Below are 20,040 nucleotides of genomic sequence, written 5' to 3' on the forward strand. Positions count from 1 at the left end.
GAAGGTGTCTCCACCTTCCGGCGTTTTGCTTTAGTGGTTGTCGCGCGGGACCTTGCCGTGGGCGACGTTGAGGTACTTGATCGCCGGCTTCAGCACCATGCCCTCGTCGAACTGCGAGACGAGCCCACGCTGGATTTCCTGCCACGGTGTCTGCGAGGCCGGGTAGGCGAAGCCGCCGGCCTGGTCCAAAGCCTGCTTGCGGCGCTGGAACTCGGCGTCGTCGATCAGGATGTTCGCCTCGCCGCGACGCAGGTCGATGCGCACGCGGTCGCCGCTCTGCAGGATCGCCAGGCCGCCGCCGACCGCTGCTTCTGGGGAGGCATTGAGGATCGAGGCGGATCCCGAGGTGCCGGACTGGCGGCCGTCGCCGATGCAGGGCAGCGAGCGGATACCGCGTTTCAACAGCTCCGCCGGCGGCTGCATGTTCACCACTTCGGCGCCCCCGGGGTAACCAACCGGCCCGGTGCCCCGGATGAACAGGATGCAGTGCTCGTCGACCCCCAGTTCCGGGTCCTCGATGCGGTCGTGATAATCCTCCGGTCCCTCGAACACGATCGCCCGGCCCTCGAACGCCTCGGGGTCGTCCGGGTTCGACAGGTAGCGTTCGCGGAACTCGTTGGTGATCACGGACGTCTTCATGATCGCGGAATTGAACAGGTTCCCCTTCAGATTGACGAAGCCGGCCCGCGGGCGCATCGGCTTGTCGAAGGGATAGATCACGTCCGGGTTCTCTGCGTACCGCGCCTTGCAGTTCTCGCCGACGGTTTGGCCGTTCACGTTGAGCGCGCCTTCATGCAGCTTGCCGGCGCGCAACAACTCGCCGATCACCGCCGGGACGCCGCCGGCGCGGTGGTAGTCCTCGCCAAGGTACTCGCCGGCGGGCTGCAGGTTGACCAGCAGCGGAATCTCGTAGCCAAGCTGCTGCCAGTCATCGTTCGTCAACTCGATGCCAAGGTGACGGGCGACCGCGTTCAGGTGGATCGGCGCGTTGGTAGAGCCGCCGATCGCCGAGTTCACGACGATCGCGTTCTCGAAGGCCTGGCGGGTCATGATGTCGGACGGCTTCATGTCCTCCCACACCATGTCGACGATCCGCTGGCCGGTCTCGTAAGCGAACTGGCCGCGCTCGCGGTAGGGGGCCGGGATCGCCGCCCCGCCTGGGAGCTGCATGCCCAGGGCCTCGGTCAGCGAGTTCATCGTGGTCGCTGTGCCCATGGTGTTGCAGTAGCCCACCGACGGCGTGGAAGAGGCGACCTTCTCGATGAACTGCTCGAAGTCGAGCTGACCTTCGGCCAGCATCTCGCGCGCTTTCCAGACGATCGTGCCGGAGCCGGTCCGCTCCCCCTTGTGCCAGCCGTTCAGCATCGGCCCGACCGACAGCGCGATGGCCGGCAGGTTCGCCGTCGCCGCGCCCATCAGCAGGGCTGGGGTCGTCTTGTCGCAGCCGGTCGTCAGGACCACGCCGTCCAATGGGTAGCCATGCAGGACCTCGACCAGGCTCAAGTAGGCCAGGTTGCGGTCCAGCGCCGCGGTCGGCCGCTTGCCGGTTTCCTGGATCGGATGGATCGGGAATTCGAAGCAGATCCCGCCCGCGGCGATGATCCCGTCGCGTACGCGCTTGGCCAGCTCGATGTGGTGGCGGTTGCACGGCGACAGGTCGGAGCCGGTTTGCGCGATGCCGATGATCGGTTTGCCGGACTGCAGTTCCTCGCGGGTGATGCCGTAGTTCAGGTAGCGCTCCAGATAGAGCGCCGTCATCCCGGGGTTGTCGGGATTGTCGAACCACTCCTGCGAACGCAGCGGACGCTTGGGCGCGGTCTTCATCATCTCTCCAAATTTGTAGTATTTTTAGTCTGCCTCCTATTCCGCGCGTCGATTGCCGCCGCGCGGAATAGGAGGCAGGCGGCCCTGATTTGAGGATAGCGGCAACGGATCAGTTTGGAAAGAAGTCGTACTTTAACGCGCGCGTTCCGGTGCCGATCCGCCGGTGTCGTTCCGCACGATATAATGTCGCCTTCGGGCTTGGCCAGGGAAAGCCGTGCCGGCAGAAACCTGCCGCCGCGCGCCGATCTACGCGGCGCCGGTCTGTGTGATTAATTAAATTTGGCGGGTGACGTCACCGCTTTAGGGCGGACAGGCCCCAAGCTGCACCATACGAGTCATGAGACAGGCGCGTAGACGCCCCGCCGCGACCTTGGGCCGGGGCGGGGCGCACCGGCGTCAGCCCATCCGGTCGACGGGCTTGGGCAGGGTGTCTTGCCGGGCTTTCTCGACCGCCTGGTAGTAGGGCGGGAAGGTCGGGCGCGGGATGTAGCGACCAGCGCCTTCGGTCACGTTCAGTTCGCCGTCGTGGTAGACCACCTTGCCCTGGGCGATCGTGGTCCGGTTGGTGCCGGTGACTTCCCATCCTTCGAAGATGTTGAAGTCGATGTTCATGTGGTGGCTGTCCTTGGAGATCGTGCGCTTGCGTTCCGGATCCCAGATCACGAGGTCGGCGTCCGCGCCCGCCAGGATCGCGCCCTTGCGCGGATATATGTTGAAGATCTTGGCGGTGTTGGCGCTGGTCGCGGCGACGAACTCGTTCTCGGTCAGGCGGCCGGCGTTGACACCGTGGTGCCAGAGCACGTGCATCCGGTCTTCGACGCCCGCGGTGCCGTTGGGGATCTGGGTGAAGTTGTTGTGCCCCATGCGTTTCTGCGAGGTGCAGAAGCAGGCGTGGTCGGTTGCGGTGGTCTGCAGCGTACCCGCCTGCAACGCCGCCCAGATCGCCTCCTGATGGCCCTTCGGGCGGAACGGCGGGCTCATCACGTAGTGCGCGGCCGTGTCCCAATCCTTGTTCTGATAGACGCTGTCGTCGATCAGCATGTGCCCGGCCAGCGCCTCCCCGAACACACGCTGACCCTGTGCGCGGGCGCGGGCGATCGCGTCTACCGACTCCTTGCAGGAGTTGTGCACGATGTAGAGCGGTACGTTCATCACATCAGCGAAGGTGATCGCGCGTTCCGCGGCTTCGCCTTCCAGCTCCGAAGGGCGCGACAGCGGGTGGCCTTCCGGCCCGGTGATGCCCATCTTCAGCATCTCCTGCTGCAGGTGGGCGATCAATTCGCCGTTCTCGGCGTGGACGGTGCAGATCGCGCCCAATTCGCGGGCCTTGTGGAACGACTTCGCCAGCACCGAGTCGTCCGCCATGATGGCGCCCTTGTAGGCCAGGAAGTGCTTGAAGCTGTTGACCCCCTTCTCGGTCGCCAGCGTCTCCATCGCCTGGCCGACACTGTCGTCCCACCAGGTGATCGCGACGTGGAAGGAGTAGTCGGCGCAGGCTTTCTCCGCCCAGCCGTTCCAGGTCTCCCAGGCTTCCATGACGTCCTGCTGCGGGGCCGGAATCACGAAGTCGATGATCATCGTCGTGCCGCCGGCCAGCGCCGCGCGGGTGCCGGTGTAGAAGTCCTCCGAAGCGACCGTGCCCATGAACGGCAGCTGCATGTGGGTGTGCGGGTCGATGCCGCCGGGCATGACGTAGCAGCCGCTGGCGTCGTGTACCTCGGCGTCTTCGGGCGCGTTCAGGTCGGTGCCGACGGCGACGATCTTGTCGCCCTCGATCAGTACGTCGGCGCGTTGGGAGTGGTCGGCGTTGACGACCGTTCCGCCCTTCACCAGCAAGCTCATTGTCCGTCCCCTTGATCCTCGTCTGCGTTCGTTTCAGCGCGCGGGCGGATGGCCGCCCGGAATCGGCCGGCAATACCGAAACCGGCCCCGGCGGAATGCCCGCCGGGGCCGGTGCGGTCTGGCTACATCTCCTGCATCTTGTCGGTCACCTTGTGGGTCCAGGCACCGGTCGGCTCCTTGGTGATGACGGGATCGGAGCCGCCCTGCAGCAGGGTCTTGACCGTGCGTTCATAATCGGCCGGATCCAGGACGCCCTCGCCGTCGCCGAGCAGCTTGGCGATCTCGCCCATCATGCGGACCTGGTGCTTCTCGGTCTGGGCGCCGGTGGCGTCGTTTTCCAGGACGATCATCGCCGCCTCTTCCTGGTGGTCGCGCGCCCAGGTCCAGCCCTTCATGCTGGCGTCGACGAAGCGGGCCATCGTGTCGACGAACGCGGGGTCGTCCAGCCGATCCTCCATGACGTACAGGCCGTCTTCGAGGGTGGCGACGCCCTGGTCCTCGTACTTGAAGACCACGAGGTCGTCGGGCGACAGGCCGGCGTCGATCACCTGCCAGTACTCGTTATAGGTCATGGTGGAGATGCAGGCCGCCTGCTCCTGCAGCAGCGGGTCGACGTTGAAGCCCTGCTTCAGCACCTCGACACCCTCGTCCGAGCCGTCGGTCGGGATGTCGAGCTGCGACATCCAGGCCAGGAAGGGATACTCGTTGCCGAAGAACCAGACCCCCAGCGTGTGGCCGCGCAGATCCTGCGGCTCCTTGATACCGGTCTCCTCGCGGCAGGTCAGCATCATGCCCGAGCGCTGGAACGGCTGGGCGATGTTGACCAGCGGCACGCCCTTCTCGCGCGAAGCCAGCGCCGAGGGCATCCAGTCGATGATCACATCCGCGCCGCCGCCGGCGATCACCTGCGGCGGGGCGATGTCCGGACCGCCCGGCTGGATCGTCACGTCGAGCCCGGCGTCCTCGTAGAAGCCCTGATCCTGGGCGACGTAGTAGCCCGCGAACTGCGCCTGCGTGACCCACTTCAACTGCAGCGTGACCTCGTCGGCCGCCTCCGCCTGGCCGACCTGGGCCGCGGTGACGCCCAGGCCGAGCGCCAGGGCGGCAACACCTGCCAAAACCTTCTTCATCAAGGACCCTTCCCTGTTCGGTTATGCGTCTTGTTGTTCCGCGCCTAACGCCGCTGGCGGTAGGACGGGTGCCAAAAGGTCACGGTCCGCTCGACGAGCGCGACCGCGCCGTAGAACACCGAGCCGGCGAGGGCCGCCATCGCGATCTCGGCCCACACCATGTCGACGTTCATGCGCCCCACCTCGGTGGAGATCCGGAACCCCATGCCCACGGTGGGAGTGCCGAAGAACTCCGCGACGATCGCGCCGATCAGCGCGAGCGTGGAGTTGATCTTCAGCGCGTTGAAGATGAACGGCATCGCCGACGGCAGCCGCAGCATCAGGAGCGTCTGCCGATAGCTGGCGGCGTAGGAACGCATCAGTTCGCGCTGCTGCGCGTCCGCCGCGTTCAGGCCGGCGACCGTGTTCACCAGCATCGGGAAGAAGGTCATGACGACCACGACGGCCGCCTTCGACTGCCAGTCGAAGCCGAACCACATCACCATGATCGGCGCGATGCCGACGATCGGCAGCGCGCTCACCAGGTTGCCGAGCGGTAGCAGCCCGCGCTTCAGGAACGGCACCCGGTCGACCAGCACGGCCACCACCAGCCCAGCGGTGCAGCCCATCACGTAGCCGCTCAGCACCGCGCGCAGGAAGGTCTGCTTGAAGTCGGCGGCCAGGGTGCCGGTGGAATTGGCGATCCGGTCCCCGATCAGGCTGGGCGCGGGCAGCAGCACCTGTGGCACGCCGAAGCCGAGCGCCAGCACTTCCCACAGGAACAGCAGCGTGAGACCGAACACCGCCGGCACCACCGTATCGACCGCCCGCTGGATGCGTTGGTCGCGGACGCTGAACGCCGCGATGCCGTCGACCGCCCGCCAGGCGATCAGCCAGGTCACCAGAACGAACAGCCAGAAGCCGCGCGTTGCTTGCGCGCCGACATCGTGGACAAGCCCGAGCGCGCTTACCATCGCCCACGCCGAAGCGGCCAGCAGCACGAAGCCGTAAGCAGCCGGACCCAGGCCACGCACCACGCCGGTCTGCCGCGCCAGGCCCAGCCCCGCGCCCGCCAGCAGGGCCAGAAGCGCAACCAGCGCGCCCGGCCGGTCCAGCCAGCCCACCGCCGCCGTCTCCTCGCGCGCCAGGGCGAGCGGGAAGGCGAGGGCGAGCACGCCCAAGAGCAGGGCGGCCGTGCACCAAGGGTCTGGACGGCCGAGCGCGTTGGGTCGGGGCACGCTCGTGTCGATCTGCACGCTCATGGCGTCGCCCCCATGCGCCGGTGGGCCCAGCGTTCCCCGACCGCGACCAGACCGACCAGCGTGGCGGCCAGGACGGAGGCGGCCACCAGCGCCGACCAGATCTGGATCGTTTGGCCGTAGTACGAGCCCGCCAGCATGCGCGCGCCCAAACCGGCCTGCGCCCCGGTCGGCAGCTCGGCGACGATCGCGCCGACCAGGCTGATCGCGATGGCGACCTTCAGGCTGGCGAACAGGAACGGCAGGGAGGACGGCCAGCGCAGCAGCCAGAAGGTTTGCCAGCGGCTGGCGGAATAGGTGCGCATCAGGTCCATCTGCAACAGGTCGGGCGAACGCAGGCCCTTCACCATGCCGATCGCGACCGGGAAGAAGCAGAGGTACATCGAGATCACGGCCTTGGGGATCAGCCCCTTCAGGCCGATCGCCCCCAGCACCACCACGATCATCGGCGCGATCGCCAGGATCGGCACCGTCTGGGAGGAGATGATCCAGGGCAGTAGGCTTTTCTCCAGCGACCGGGCATGCACGATCCCGACCGCCAGTAGGATTCCTAAAAGCGTGCCGATGCCAAACCCGGCGAGGGTCGAGGAGAGTGTCACCCAGCTGTGGTAGACGAGGCTGCGCACGCTGGTGATCGAGGTTTCGAAGACCGTTTTGTTCAGCTCGGCCAGAATCTGGTGCGGGGCGGGCAGCATCGGCCGGTCCTGCGACCAGGTGCCGAGCACCAGCTCGCCGAATGTCCAGGCCTGATCGCCGCGCTCGAAACGGTTGATTTGCAGGTCCGCGTTCATCCAGATCGCAAGCGCGTACCACAGCACGATGATCGCTACGCTGACGACCGCGATCGGCAGGGCGCGGCCCTGTACCGCCCGGTCCAGGCCGGCGCGCAGGCGCCCGCGCGCCGGTGCGTCGGGCGTGGTCGCGATCTGCGCGTCAGTCGTCATCGGCCATGCCCTGGCGCAGGCCCATACGCACCCGATGGGCGACGTCGATGAACGCCTGCGTCTCGCGGATATCGAGATCACGGTCGCGCGGGAAGTCGGTTTCGATGACATCGGCGACCCGCCCCGGGCGCGGTGACATCACCACGATCTTGTTGGACAGGAACACCGCCTCGGAAATCGAGTGGGTGACGAACACGACCGTCTTGCCGGTGGTGTCCCAGAGCTTCAGCAACTGTTCGTTCAGGTGGTCGCGGACGATCTCGTCGAGCGCGCCGAACGGTTCGTCCATCAGCAACAGATCGGGATCGAAGCACAGGGCCCGGGCGATCGAGGCGCGCTGCTGCATGCCGCCGGAGAGCTGCCAGGGGTATTTCCGCTCGAAGCCCGCGAGGTTGACCATCTCCAGGTACGTGGCCGCGCGCTCCCGCCGCTCGGCCTGGGGCACGCCCATGATCTCCAGCGGCAGGGTCACGTTGCGCTCGATCGTGCGCCAGGGGTAGAGCCCGGCGGCCTGGAAGACATAACCGTAGGAGCGGTTGAGGCGCGCCTGGTGCGGGCTGACGCCGTTGACCTGGATCTCGCCCTGGGTGGGTTGCTCCAGGTCGGCGATCACGCGCAGCAAGGTGGTCTTGCCGCAGCCGGACGGTCCGATCAGCGAGACGAAGTCGCCTTCCTCCACGCGCAGGTCGATGTCGCTCAGCGCATAGACCGGGCCGTCGGCGGTCTGGAAGGTCAGCGACAGGTTCTGCGTGCGGACCACGGGGCCGTCTGCAGCAGTTGCGGCGACGGGGCGGGCGGCCGGGTCGACCGGCGCGGTCGCGGGGGCAGGATCGGCGGATGGCGTCATGTCACCTCGCGGCAGCGTGTGAAGCGGTCGGTTGCGCGTTGGTTCACCCCACCCGGCCGGCCATCTCCAGGACCGCGTGCAGCAGCACGTTGGCCCCGGCGGTCACCCATTCGGGCTTGCACTCTTCGGTTTCGTTGTGGCTGACCCCGTCGACGCAGGGCACGAACACCATCGCGGTTGGTGCGACGGCGGCGATGTAGACCGCGTCGTGTCCGGCGCCGGAGAGGATGTCGCGGTGGCTGTAGCCGCACGCCTTGGCGCCTTCGCGCACGGCCGCCACGCAGGTTTCGTCGAAGTGCACGGGCGCGAACGAGAAGATCTGCTCCAGCTTGCGGTCCAGGCCGGTCCGCTCGGCGATCTCGGCGACGCCGGCCTCCAGCGCCGCGCACATCTCCTCCAGCGCCGCGTCGTCCGGGTGGCGGAAGTCGATCGTCAGGAAGACCTCGCCCGGGATCACGTTGCGGGAGTTCGGGTGCACGTCGATCTGGCCGACGGTGGCGCGGGCGTCGGGCGCGCGCTCCAGACCGATCCGGTTGACCAGGTCGATCACCTGCGCGGCGCCCACAAGCGCATCGCGCCGGCGGTCCATCGGGGTCGGGCCAGCGTGCGCCTCGAAGCCGGTCAGGGTCAGCTCGTACCAGCGTTGGCCCTGGCAGTCGGTGACCACGCCGACCGTCTTCTCCTCGGCTTCCAGGATCGGGCCTTGTTCGATGTGCAGTTCGAAGAAGGCGTGGATGTCGCGTCCGCCGACCGGCGCGTCGCCCTTGTAGCCGATCCGCTCCAGCTCCGTGCCGAGCGTGTTGCCGTCGCGGTCGGCGCGGGCGTAGGCCCAGTCCATCGTGAAGGCGCCGGCGAACACGCCCGAGGCGATCATCGCCGGGGCGAAGCGGGAGCCCTCCTCGTTCGTCCAGTTGACGATCTCGATCGGCCGCTCGGTCTCGATGCCACGGTCGTTCAGGGTGCGCACCATCTCCAGCGCGGCGAGCACGCCCAGCACGCCGTCGTACTTGCCGCCGGTCGGCTGGGTGTCCAGATGGCTGCCCGCCATGACGGGGGCGAGGTCATCGCGCGTGCCCGGCCGGCGGGCGAACATGTTGCCCATCTGATCGACGCTGACGCGCATGCCCGCTTGGGCGCACCATTCGGCGAACAGGTCGCGCACCTGCCGGTCCAGGTCGGTCAGGGTCAGGCGGTTGTTGCCGCCCTTGGCGGTCGCCCCGTATTGCGCGACCTCCATCAGCGCATCCCACAGCCGCTTATCGTCGATGGCGAGGTTGGTGATCTGCTGGCCGTCCATGTTGGTACCTCCCGACCCGGTGTGCCGCTTGCGCTCAGTTCAGTTCGATCAGCGGATCGTAGGTGTCGGGCCGGCGGTCGCGGAAGAACTGCCAGAGGTTGCGGACCTCCCGGACCATGTCGAGGTCGATCTCGTGGACCAGCAACTCGTCCTTGTCCTGGCTGGCCTGCGCCTCGATCTGGCCGCGCGGGTTGACGACGTAGCTGTTGCCGTAGAACTCGCCGATATTCCACGGCGCCTCCCAGCCGACCCGATTGATCGCGCCGATGAAGTAGCCGTTGGCCACCGCCGAGGCCGGCTGCTCCAGCTCCCAGAGGTACTGCGACAGCCCCGCAACGGTAGCCGAGGGGTTGACCACATACTCCGCGCCGTTCAGCGCCAGCGCGCGCCAGCCTTCCGGGAAGTGGCGATCGTAGCAGATGTAGACGCCCAGCTTGCAGTAGGCGGTGTTGAACACCGGGTAATCGGAGGCGCCGGGCTTGAAGAAGAACTTCTCCCAGAAGCCGGCGACCTGCGGGATGTGCGTCTTGGAGTACTTGCCGAGGTAGCTGCCGTCGGCGTCGATCACCGCGGCGGTGTTATAGTACACGCCCGGCATCCGCTCCTCGTAGATCGGTACGACGATGACCATCGCGTACTTCTTGGCGTACGCCTGCATCAGCTTGGTCGTCGGGCCGTCCGGAATGGCTTCCGCTGCGTCGTACCACTTGGTGTCCTGGCTGGGGCAGAAGTAAGGTTGGGTGAAGACCTCCTGGAAGCACAGCACCTGAACGCCCTGCTGTCCGGCATCGTCGATCAAGGGGGCGTGCGCCTTCAGCATGCGCTCCCGGATTTCATCCGGGGTCATGTCGGTGGTGCCCTTCAGACTCATCTGGATCAGGCCGGTCTTCAGCTTCGCCATCGGCTTCACGTCCCCTGCATGGTCTCGGCTTCCGCAGGATACACCCGACCTGTTCACCGGCTGCGGTCGATTGAAACGCAGACACGGCGTTGGTGCGGACGCACCTCGTGCGGCCGGAACCGCGCACCCGGGTTCGGACGTGCCGGGTGCCGGTCGATTGTCGACTGGAACGTTCGCGTGAAGGGCTCACATGCGGCGGAACGCGTCGGGACGTCTCAAGCGCGGCACTCAAGCGCTTCGCCCGTGATCGACGCTTCCTCGTCCGCCCGCCGGCTGGCTCCCGCGCGCTCCCTGTTATTTGCGCGGCCATCTGGCGCGGTCTCAAGGCCCGCTTGCGCCTGACGGGGCAGGCGGGACCTGGCCGCATTCTTCTCCCGGGCCTTGTCATCATCGCCCGGGCGGGCCGCTATCATTTAACCTGACCAGTTGGTCAGGCTAGTATCCTGAGCGAGCGACGTGCACACGGTCAAGACGAATCTCGGCTCGATTGGTCCTGGTCTCTGACCCGGCGTGCGTGCCATTTCTGACGTGGGCGCTACGTCAGACGGGTAGGCCGTTGCCCGTGCTGGCTCTTGCCGGTTCAAGACAACCACACGTACCGGTACGGCTGATCTGCCCCTCGGCCCGTCCCGGTCGGGGAGGAGGGACATGACAGATGGAGACAACGCGCGCGCACGACGCGTCCGGTTCCGATAATACCGCTGCCTCCGATAATACCGCTGCCGAGGAGCGCGCACCGACGCGCACGCGGGCGGGCCGGGCGCGCAGCAAGGCCGCGATCCGGACAGTCAACGAGCAGGCGTTGCTGGCGGCTGCGGAATCGGTGTTTGCCGATTACGGCTTCGAGGGTGCGACCACCCGCCTGATCGCCGAGCGCGCGGGCGTACCCAAAGCGAACCTGCACTACTATTTCCCGACCAAGCTGGCGCTGTATCGCCAGGTAGTGGACCGGATTTTCCAGATCTGGCTGAAGGCTGCCGACTCGCTGGACACGATCGACGATCCACGCACGGCCCTGACCCGCTATATCCACGCCAAGATGGACATGTCCCGGCAGTATCCCCTGGGCTCGAAGGTCTGGGCGAGCGAGGTGATGCACCGCGCCCCGCTGATCCAGGACTATCTTGAAACGCGCCTGACCGAATGGACGGCCGACCGGGCCGCCGCGATCGCGCGCTGGGTGCGCGAAGGCCGGATCGCGCCGGTCGAGCCGTACACGCTGCTCTACATGATCTGGGCGACCACCCAGCACTATGCCGACTTCGGCCACCAGATCACGACCCTGAACGGCGGCCAGGAGTTGAGCGACGTGCAGTTCGAGCGCGCCAAGGAGGAGGTTACCGCGATCATCCTGCGCGGGGTTGGGCTTGAACCCTTGACCTCATCCTGACCTCCGCGCCGCAGGCTGGCGCGCCTTAGCTACTCCGCTGGTTCGGTTTCGCTAACGCAGTTCTGCGGGTTGTTCGGGTGGGTGGTCCAGTTGCCGTACGCGGTCGTGATCGCCATGCCAGTGCGTGGGTCCACGCCTTCGGTCTGGTGTTCCATGGTGATGCAGTCGGGCACCGGGCAGACGTCGACGCACAGGTTGCAGCCGACGCACATCTCGTCGACCACCTCGAAATGGCGCACACCGTCCTTGGTCGCCGTGATCGCCTGATGCGAGGTGTCTTCGCAGGCGATGTGGCAGCGCCCGCACTCGATACATTTCTCTTGGTCGATGCGCGCCTTCACCACGTAGTTCAGGTTCAGGTACTGCCAGTCGGTGACATTTGGGACCGCCTTGCCGACGAACTGGTCGATGCGCTCGTAGCCCTTGTCGCGCATCCAGTTCGCGAGACCTGACGTCATTTCTTCGACGATGTGGAAGCCGTAGACCATCGCCGCGGTGCAGACCTGAACGTTGCCGGCGCCGAGTGCCATGAACTCGGCGGCGTCGCGCCAGGTGGTGATGCCGCCGATGCCGGAGATCGGCAGGCCGCGGGTTTCGGGATCGCGCGCGATCTCGGCGACCATGTTGAGCGCGATCGGCTTGACCGCTTCGCCGCAGTAACCGCCGTGTGTGCCCTTGCCGTCGGTGGTCGGCGCGGGGGCCATCTGGTCCAGGTCGACGCTGACGATCGAGTTGATCGTGTTGATCAGCGACACCGCGTCGGCGCCGCCCGCTTTTGCGGCGCGCGCGGGCTGGCGCACGTCGGTGACGTTCGGGGTCAGCTTCACGATCACCGGCATGCGGGTGTGCTGTTTGCACCAGCGGGTGACCATCTCGACGTATTCCGGCACCTGTCCGACGGCCGAGCCCATGCCGCGTTCCGACATGCCGTGCGGGCAGCCGAAGTTGAGTTCGATGCCGTCCGCCCCGGTCGCCTCGACCCGTTTGACGATCGCCTTCCAGCTTTCCTCCGTGCAGGGCACCATCAGCGAGACCACGATGGCGCGGTCCGGCCAGCGCGCCTTGACCTCCTTGATCTCCTGCAAGTTGGTTTCCAGCGGCCGATCGGAGATCAGTTCGATGTTGTTGAAGCCGATCACCCGGCGATCGCTGCCGTAGAGCGCGCCGTAGCGCGGCCCGGAGATGTTCACGATCGGCGGGTCTTCGCCCAGCGTCTTCCAGACAACCCCGCCCCAGCCGGCCTTGAACGCCCGCTCGACGTTGTAGGCCTTGTCGGTCGGTGGGGCGGAGGCGAGCCAGAAGGGGTTGGGCGACTTGATGCCCAGGAAGTCCGTGGAAAGGTCGACCATGGCATGGCTCCCGGCCGGTTTCGCGTGGCCCTGGTTATAGGGAAAGGGAACGCCGGCCGGATCAGGCCGACAGCAGATGCGTGTGGATCGAAAGGGCGGCCTGCTTGCCGTCCTCGACGGCGGCGACGGTCAGGTCCTCGCCGCCGGCGATGCAATCGCCGCCCGCCCAGACGCCGGGCAACGAGGTCGCGCGCGCAGCGTCGACGCGGATGCGTCCGCCCTCCAGCGCGATCGCCGTCTCGTCGGCGGTCAGCGCCCCGTTGGCGCCGAGTGTCTGGCCGATCGCCTTGAACACGACGTCCGCCGCCAGCGTCCGTGTCTCGCCGGTGCCTTCCAACTGGCCGTTGCTGCCGGTCCGGGTGTATTCCAGTTCGATCCCCGTGACCCCCTCAGGGCCGCCCAGGACGCGCTTGGGCGCCAGCCAGTGCTTGATCTGCACGCCGGCGGTCTGCGCGTGCTCCTGCTCGACGACGCTGGCGTTCATCCGGTCCGGTCCGCGGCGATAGACGATCGTGACGTCCTCCGCGCCCAGGAGCTTGGACTGTACGGCGATGTCGACCGCCGTCATGCCGCCGCCGACCACGACGACCCGGCGGCCGACCGGCAGGCTGCTCAGGTCGCGCGCTTGGCGTAGGTCGGCGATGTAGTCGACCGCGTCCAGCGCACCGTCAAGGTCCTCGCCCTCGACCCCCAGCGCGTTGACCCCGGCGAGGCCCATGCCGAGGAAGACCGCGTCGTAGTCGCGCCGCAGGTCGGCCAGTTGCATGTCGCGGCCGAGCGCCTTGCCGGTTTCAAGCTGGATGCCGCCGATCTCGAGGATGTAGGCGAGTTCGCGTTGGGCGAAGTCGTCCACCGCCTTGTACGCGGCGATGCCGTATTCGTTCAGGCCGCCGCCCTTGGGCCGGGCGTCGAACATCGTCACGTCATGGCCCAACACCGCCAGCCGGTGCGCGCAGGCGAGACCCGCCGGGCCGGCGCCGACCACCGCGACCGTCTTGCCGGTCGGCGCGGCGCGCGCGAACACCTGACGGCCGTCTTCGAACAAAGCATCGGTGGCGTGGCGCTGCAGCAGACCGATCTTGACCGGCTTGCCCTCGCTGGCGACGCGCACGCAGGCTTCCTCGCACAGCGTTTCGGTTGGGCAGACGCGCGCGCACATGCCGCCCATCACGTTCTGCTGCAGGATCGTTTCCGCCGCGCCCAGGTTGTTCCCGGCGGCGATCTGGCGGATGAACAGCGGGATGTCGATTTGCGTGGGGCAGGCGTTCAGGCAGGGCGCGTCGTAACAGAAGTAGCAGCGTGACGCTTCCACAACCGCCGCATGGTCGCTGAGCGGCGGATAGGCGTCGGCGAAGTTGCTCGCCAGTTGATCCGGAGCCAGCCGGCCCGTTGAGACGTCCCGCGGGTGCGTGCTTTCCGCCAACGTGAGCTCCCCGGTCTGCGGCCCGGCGGTCGCGCGTGTGCGCCTCGCCGGCCTATGGTCCGACCCGCCAGCGCACCAGCGGAAGCCCCCATTGACGCAAAACCTGATCGATCGGTCAAGTTCTATAAGGTGGTCTCATCAACTCAGACGCGTAGCCTGGCTCTCGCTCTCGCTCTCGCTCTTGGGCTTAGGTGTTCTGGTGCGGCTTCGAAAACGCTTGCAGCGCCAGCGCCGCGCGGGCGCTTTGAGGCAGCGGGCCGCCGGTTTTTTTGATATCTCATGCCCCACGCTTTCCGAGCACAGATTCGCCGTCCGGGCCTCACCGCGTTTCGTCCGCAATCGCGAAGGCGGGATGCCGTTTATTCCTTCCGCCCGTCAGGAGGTCTCGGGAGCCGGCAGGTAGATGCCGCGGCCGTCGCGGGCTTCCAGCTTTTGCAAGGTTTGTCGGATCGCCGGGGCGAACCGCTCGCTCAGGCGTTTCGGCCCGATCGTCCAGGACAGCCCCAGCTGCAGCGCCCGGTCGATTGTCTCCAGATCGCCGACGCCTTCCGCGGCGGCGAAGCCGGCCTCGTTGACCAGCACGCTTGCCGCGCGCAGGGCGATCAAGCCCGGGCTGTCGGACACCTCGACCAGCGCGATCCCCTCGTGCCGGGCGGTCTTGTGCAGTTCGTGCCTAGTCGCCGCGTCCAGCCCGGCGGTCGTGAAGGCGAGGCAGGGGCGCTCCATGAACGGGGCCGGGGCGATGTCCAGCAGGGCGAGGCCGTTCGATCCCGCGCGCTCCGCGGCCGTACGGCCGTCGGTCGTGGCGACCGGGCAGACCTGGGCCAGCAGCTCCATGAACGGCCCGACCTCGTTGACGGCTTCCGGTGTTTCAGGCGTCGGGCGGGGGTGATCGTAGAAGCCGCTGCCGCTCTGCCAGCCGAGCTTGCCGCTGGCCGCCAGCTCGGCGACCTTGGGATCGGGGGCGAACCGCGCGGGCTGCCCGAGTGCCTGCCACAGCCGTTCGGCGTGTTCGGCGGCGACATTCGTGCCCGTGAGGTCGATCTGTGCGAACGGGCCCAGCGGCGCGCCCAGCGCGGTGGCGAGGCAGCCGTCCAGCGCGTCGACGTCGGCCAGGCCCTCGGCGCGCATGCGCCCGGCTTCCAGGAACAGCGGCTGGGAACAGCGGTCGACCAGAAAACCGGGACTGTCCGCGACGCGCAGCGCGACCTTACCCAGACGCATGGCAAACTCGTTGAGCGGTGCCCAGGCGGGCGCGGCGCACACCACCTCGACCACGCGGGTTCGCGGTACCGGGGGCACGAAGTGCAGGCCGGCCAGATCGGTCCGGCCGATGGCCTGGCCCAGCGCGGTGACCGACAGCGTACGGGTGTTGGTCGCCAAGCGGGCGGTGGGCACTGTTGCGGCCAGGTCGCGGAGCAGCGCCGCCTTGGCCTCGAAATCCTCGGGAATCGCCTCGATGATCAGGTCGCTGTCGGCCAACGCGTCCAGCCGCCCGACCGTCAGCCCGGCCAGCGCGCGGTCGCGCTCCGCCGCGTTCAGCCGCCCGCGTTCGACCGCACGGTCAAGGGCATCCCGAAGGGTCCTTTGTGCGCGATCGGCGGTCGGGGGATCGCGGTCGACCAGCACGGTGGGGAGCCCGGACAGCATGCAGGCCTGCGCGATCCCGGTCCCCATGCGCCCGGCGCCGACCACCCCGACGCGCCGAATGGCGTTGTCCGTCATCAAGCCCCCTGCTTGGCCACGCGTCTCCGCGAGGTGAAACGCCTACTGGAAGGCCTGCAGGCCGGTCTGCGCGCGGCCGAGGATCAGGGCGTGGATGTCGTGCGTGCCCTCGTAGGTGTTGACCGCTTCCAGGTTCATGACGTGGCGGATCACGTGGTACTCGTCGGCGATGCCGTTGCCGCCGTGCATGTCGCGCGCCTGCCGGGCGATCTCCAGCGCCTTGCCGCAGGCGTTGCGTTTCATCATTGAGATCATCTCCGGCGTGTCGCGTCCGGCATCCATCAGGCGGCCAAGCTGCAAGGCACCCTGCAGGGCGAGCGCGATCTCGGTCTGCATGTCGGCCAGCTTCTTCTGGACCAACTGGGTCTGGGCGAGCGGCTTGCCGAACTGCTTGCGGTCCAGCGTGTACTGCCGGGCGGCGTGCCAGCAGAACTCCGCCGCTCCCACGGCGCCCCAGGAGATGCCGTAGCGCGCCTTGTTCAGGCAGCCGAACGGGCCCTTGATGCCGGAGACGTTGGGCAGAAGGTTCTCCTCCGGCACGAACACCTCGTCCATCACGATCTCGCCGGTGTCCCAGGCGCGCAGCGAAAACTTGCCTTCGATCTTCGGGCTGCTCAGGCCTTCCATCCCGCGTTCCAGGATGAAGCCGCGGATCTTGCCGTCGTGCGCGTCCGACTTGGCCCAAACGATGAAGACGTCGGCGATCGGGGAGGAGGTGATCCACATCTTCGCGCCCGACAGCGTGTAGCCGCCGTCGACCTGCTTGGCGCGCGTCTTCATCGAGCCGGGGTCGGAGCCGGCGTCCGGCTCGGTCAGGCCGAAGCAGCCGAGCCATTCGCCGCTGGCCAGCTTGGGCAGGAACTTCTGCTTCTGGCTTTCGCTGCCGTAAGCGTGGATCGGGTGCATGACCAGCGACGACTGCACGCTGAGCGCCGAACGGTAGGCGCTGTCGACCCGCTCCACCTCGCGTGCGATCAGGCCGTAGGAGACGGCGTTGACGCCCGCCCCGCCGTAGGCTTCCGGGATCGTGGCGCCGAGCAGGCCGAGTTCGCCCATCTCGTTGATCACCGCGCGATCGGTGCGCTCGTGGCGGTTCGCCTCCAGCACGCGCGGCATCAGCTTGTCCTGGCAATAGTCCCGCGCGCTGTCGCGGATCATCCGCTCTTCATCGCTGAGCTGCTCGTCCAGGCGCAGCGGATCGTCCCAGGCGAACGGCGGCTTCTCCTGCCGCGCGGGGTCGGTCTTCGGCGCGGGATCGGCGGGCGTCATGGCGGGTCCTTCATGCGTTCGGTGACGTCGGCTTGGTCCGGCGCGCGCGGGGCGCAGGCGGCCGGGCGCATGCGTCTCTGACGGCGAGATTATAGCCGCCTGCGGGCGGGGCAAGCCACCCCGGGCCTTTCTGCCAGCGCTGGCGCCGGCTAGCCGTGCTCAATCGTGAAGCCGTCGTGCGCCAGCACCATACGCTCGATCGCGATGCCGCCGTAGTCGCCGGTTCCGGACAGGGCCGGTCCCTCGATCTTGCGGATGAAGGCGCCCTTCACCCGCCACACCACGACGGGGGTGTGCTCCTCGTTGAGCAGTGCAATCCTGATATCCCGGCGCTCTGCCTTCATTCCTTCGACCGTGCGGAACCAAGCGTAGAGGTCGTTGTCGCCGGCTACGATGCCCCGGTGCAGAACGATGTCGGCGTATCGGATCACGGTGGGGATCGGGCGTGGCGCGTATTCCGGGCTGTTGCCTTCCCGGTAGTAGGTCACGTCCGTTTCCGCCGTCAGGCCTTCGACGCGCGTAAAGCCCAAGCGGGTGCCACCCCACTCGACGGTGAAGTGGAAGTTCAGCAGCGGATGGCTGGTCATGTCGTGTTCCCTTCGTCGTCGCGGGCATCGCCCTTCGGTTTCGCCAGCACCCAGCTGATCGTGGTGTAGCTGAGTTCGAGTTCCTCCAAGGCGAGCTCGGGCCATACCGCATCGAACCGCGGCCCGGTCCAGCGCACCGGGAAGGCCTGGAGCAAGGTAAAGGTCCAGGCAGGCGTTTCGTCCCAGGGCTGGCGCAGGTGATGGATGCGCACCCGGCGCCGGTCATCGCCGCTGCGTGCGGCATCCCGGCGCCAGCGGTAGAAGGTCTGGTCGCTGTCGATCGCGCGGGTCAGGGTGACCGTTTGCGCCGCGCCATCGGCCGTGCGCTTGGGATCGGTTAGCTGCAAGTCCGAGACCTGCCGCACGCCGACTTCCGTCTCGCCGATCAAAACCCGGAAATGACCGTTCAGGATCGGGTCCGGCCGACCGCCGCCGGCCGCGAAACCCGGCACCCGCAGGTCGGGCAGGCGGATGTTTGGGCGGAAACGATCGACGAAGCGGCGCGTGGGCATGCGGGGTAGGATGCGGTGACCGCTCGTCGGGGTCAACGCACGGTTGATTGGACGGCACCCTTGCTTGCGCCGGCCATACAGCATTCACAGCCATTGTGGATGGCGTCGGGTTGACCTTCCAGTGGGGGCAAACACCACCTGTCAGTCAACCAAACGGTTCGAAGCCAGAGATAAGGACAAGGACCGAGACACGATGACCCTGTTGCAAACGATCCTGGCGCTCTGGGCCGTCACGGCGGCGGCCAGCGTTGTCCTGCTGCTGCGCGATTTGCGGCGCAACAATCCGGAGATTCAGGGCCTGATGCGCTGGGTCTGGATTCTGACCGTGCTGTATTCCGGGCCGCTCGGCCTGGCCGGCTATTTCTGGGCGGGGCGCAAGCAGATACCGCACGACGATCTGGCGCGCCGGGCCTTCCGGTCGGTCGCGCACTGCTATTCCGGCTGCGGGCTGGGCGAAATCGGCGGCCTGCTGCTCACCGTCGGGCTGCTTGGCTTGGGGACCACGGCGACCGCGCTCGTCACCTTTGCCGCCGCTTATGTGGCGGGCTTCGCCCTGACCATCGGGCCGTTGATGCAGGGTGGCGAATCCTTCCGCGAGGCCCTGTCCGATACGCTGTGGAGCGAGACCGCCAGCATCGCCGTCATGGAAGTCACCGCGATCGCGGTCGACCTCTGGCTTGCTGGCTCGGCCGGCATCGGGGCGGCCTTGTTCTGGATTTCGCTGGTGGTGTCGCTGACGATCGGGCTGGTCGCGGCCTATCCGGTCAACGTGTTGCTGATCCGCTTCGGCGTGAAGGAAGGCATGCACAGCCCGAAGGCGCACGCCGCCCACGCGCACTGAGGATCCAGGCGCCTACCGGCCGTCCAGGGCCGCGCGCAGGGCGGTCCAGGTTTTGACCGGCTTGCTCAGGCGTACGCGTCGGTCCCCCGGGAAGCCCTCGGCTTCGAGCTGCGTCAGCAGCCGGGCGTAGACTTCCAGCATGATCCGGCAGGGCCGCGCCGAGGCCGGGTGCAGCTCCGCCAGCTGCGTGCGTACTTCGGCGTAGCGGCGACGCGCCTGTTCGGCCAGCGCGCGGCAAGCACCAATCCGGTTCGGGTCTGCGAGGACGCCGGCGGCATCGCGCGCGTCGACCCCGGCATCGGCCAGCAGGTCGCTCGGCAGGTACAGCCGGCCTTCCGCGCCGTCGCCCGCCTGGTCGCGCAGGATGTTGGTGAACTGCAAAGCTTCGCCCAGTGCGACCGCGATCTCGTGCTTGCGGTAGGCGGTTGCCTGCGGGTCGCCATCGCCGAAGATCTGCATGGTCAGCATGCCGACCGCGCCCGCGACCTGCCGGCAGTAGTCGCGTAGCTCGGCGAAGGTCGGGGCGACCAGGCCGCCGCGCGCGTCGACCGCCATGCCGTCAATCACCGCGTGGAACTCCTCGCGCGGCAGGGAAAAGCGGTCGCGATAGCTGGCGAGCACGCGCGTCGTCGCGGTCTGCGGCCGGCCGCGGTAGATCCGGTTGACTTCCGCGCGCCAGCTGTCCAGCCGGTCCAGCTTGCGGGTCTGCGTCTCATTGCCATCGGCGACGTCGTCGACCGCCCGGCAGAAGGCGTAGACGGCATAGGCGGCCTCGCGCCGTTCGCGCGGCAACAGCCGCATGCCCCAGAAGAACGAGGTGCCGGCCGCGCGCACCACTTGGCGCACCTCGCCGATATCCCAGTGCGAATGTGCCGGCGCCGGATCGAACGTGGCGGCGGTCATGGGCGAGTAGCGTCCTTA

General features: G+C 67.5%; 17 protein-coding genes. 2 read left to right on the forward strand and 15 right to left on the reverse strand.

What is annotated here, in order from left to right; genetic code table 11:
* Positions 1–30 precede the first annotated feature (30 nt).
* From RHOSA_RS0105595 to RHOSA_RS0105630, 8 genes are all read right to left on the reverse strand, one after another.
* Positions 31–1,824, reverse strand: coding sequence for an IlvD/Edd family dehydratase (locus tag RHOSA_RS0105595; RefSeq protein WP_027287900.1), 1,794 nt, complete (start codon positions 1,822–1,824; stop codon positions 31–33).
* Positions 1,825–2,220: 396 nt separating this feature from the next.
* Entirely contained in the window at positions 2,221–3,666 is a 1,446-nt protein-coding gene (hydA, locus tag RHOSA_RS0105600; RefSeq protein ID WP_027287901.1) for a dihydropyrimidinase, read from the reverse strand.
* A 122-nt stretch (positions 3,667–3,788) separates the two neighbouring features.
* A complete protein-coding gene (locus tag RHOSA_RS0105605; RefSeq protein ID WP_027287902.1) occupies positions 3,789–4,796 on the reverse strand; it encodes an ABC transporter substrate-binding protein in 1,008 nt (335 codons plus the stop codon).
* 44 nt (positions 4,797–4,840) lie between these two features.
* Positions 4,841–6,037: an ABC transporter permease gene (locus tag RHOSA_RS0105610; RefSeq protein ID WP_051431844.1), complete on the reverse strand. Its 1,197-nt coding sequence runs from the start codon at positions 6,035–6,037 to the stop codon at positions 4,841–4,843.
* A complete protein-coding gene (locus RHOSA_RS0105615; RefSeq protein ID WP_081728504.1) occupies positions 6,034–6,978 on the reverse strand; it encodes an ABC transporter permease in 945 nt (314 codons plus the stop codon). Before RHOSA_RS0105615 ends, RHOSA_RS0105610 begins: the two co-directional genes overlap by 4 nt.
* Complete coding sequence (locus RHOSA_RS0105620; protein ID WP_081728505.1) at positions 6,968–7,825, reverse strand: ABC transporter ATP-binding protein; 858 nt, start codon at positions 7,823–7,825, stop codon at positions 6,968–6,970. Before RHOSA_RS0105620 ends, RHOSA_RS0105615 begins: the two co-directional genes overlap by 11 nt.
* 43 nt (positions 7,826–7,868) lie before the next feature.
* A complete protein-coding gene (locus tag RHOSA_RS0105625) occupies positions 7,869–9,122 on the reverse strand; it encodes a Zn-dependent hydrolase (RefSeq protein ID WP_027287906.1) in 1,254 nt (417 codons plus the stop codon).
* Positions 9,123–9,156: 34 nt separating this feature from the next.
* A complete protein-coding gene (locus RHOSA_RS0105630) occupies positions 9,157–10,023 on the reverse strand; it encodes a nitrilase-related carbon-nitrogen hydrolase (protein ID WP_027287907.1) in 867 nt (288 codons plus the stop codon).
* A gap of 655 nt (positions 10,024–10,678) precedes the next feature.
* Between RHOSA_RS0105630 and RHOSA_RS20725 the strand changes: the two genes are divergently transcribed.
* On the forward strand, positions 10,679–11,413 hold the full coding sequence (locus tag RHOSA_RS20725) for a TetR/AcrR family transcriptional regulator (RefSeq protein WP_081728506.1): 735 nt from the start codon (positions 10,679–10,681) through the stop codon (positions 11,411–11,413).
* Between the two features lie 29 nt (positions 11,414–11,442).
* Here the strand turns inward: RHOSA_RS20725 and preA are convergent, their stop codons facing one another.
* From preA to RHOSA_RS0105670, 6 genes are all read right to left on the reverse strand, one after another.
* A complete protein-coding gene (gene preA, locus RHOSA_RS0105645) occupies positions 11,443–12,762 on the reverse strand; it encodes an NAD-dependent dihydropyrimidine dehydrogenase subunit PreA (protein ID WP_027287909.1) in 1,320 nt (439 codons plus the stop codon).
* Between the two features lie 61 nt (positions 12,763–12,823).
* On the reverse strand, positions 12,824–14,185 hold the full coding sequence (locus RHOSA_RS0105650; RefSeq protein WP_027287910.1) for an NAD(P)-dependent oxidoreductase: 1,362 nt from the start codon (positions 14,183–14,185) through the stop codon (positions 12,824–12,826).
* 375 nt (positions 14,186–14,560) lie between these two features.
* Positions 14,561–15,910: a 3-hydroxyacyl-CoA dehydrogenase NAD-binding domain-containing protein gene (locus RHOSA_RS0105655; RefSeq protein ID WP_027287911.1), complete on the reverse strand. Its 1,350-nt coding sequence runs from the start codon at positions 15,908–15,910 to the stop codon at positions 14,561–14,563.
* A 42-nt stretch (positions 15,911–15,952) separates the two neighbouring features.
* Positions 15,953–17,179 carry an acyl-CoA dehydrogenase gene (locus RHOSA_RS0105660; RefSeq protein ID WP_027287912.1) on the reverse strand — a complete coding sequence of 409 codons (1,227 nt, stop codon included), beginning with the start codon at positions 17,177–17,179 and terminating at the stop codon, positions 15,953–15,955.
* A 149-nt stretch (positions 17,180–17,328) separates the two neighbouring features.
* Positions 17,329–17,766, reverse strand: coding sequence for a phage tail protein (locus RHOSA_RS0105665; RefSeq protein WP_027287913.1), 438 nt, complete (start codon positions 17,764–17,766; stop codon positions 17,329–17,331).
* Complete coding sequence (locus tag RHOSA_RS0105670; RefSeq protein ID WP_027287914.1) at positions 17,763–18,278, reverse strand: phage tail protein; 516 nt, start codon at positions 18,276–18,278, stop codon at positions 17,763–17,765. The genes RHOSA_RS0105665 and RHOSA_RS0105670 overlap by 4 nt, the downstream gene beginning before the upstream one ends.
* A gap of 193 nt (positions 18,279–18,471) precedes the next feature.
* Here RHOSA_RS0105670 and RHOSA_RS0105675 point away from each other — a divergent pair, with 193 nt between their 5' ends.
* Positions 18,472–19,119: a DUF4396 domain-containing protein gene (locus RHOSA_RS0105675; protein WP_027287915.1), complete on the forward strand. Its 648-nt coding sequence runs from the start codon at positions 18,472–18,474 to the stop codon at positions 19,117–19,119.
* Between the two features lie 12 nt (positions 19,120–19,131).
* On the opposite strand, the gene RHOSA_RS20730 is transcribed toward RHOSA_RS0105675, so the two are convergent.
* Complete coding sequence (locus tag RHOSA_RS20730; RefSeq protein WP_037255758.1) at positions 19,132–20,022, reverse strand: squalene/phytoene synthase family protein; 891 nt, start codon at positions 20,020–20,022, stop codon at positions 19,132–19,134.
* Positions 20,023–20,040: the final 18 nt, after the last annotated feature.

Source organism: Rhodovibrio salinarum DSM 9154 (assembly GCF_000515255.1).
Taxonomy (GTDB): Bacteria; Pseudomonadota; Alphaproteobacteria; order Kiloniellales; family Rhodovibrionaceae; genus Rhodovibrio; species Rhodovibrio salinarum.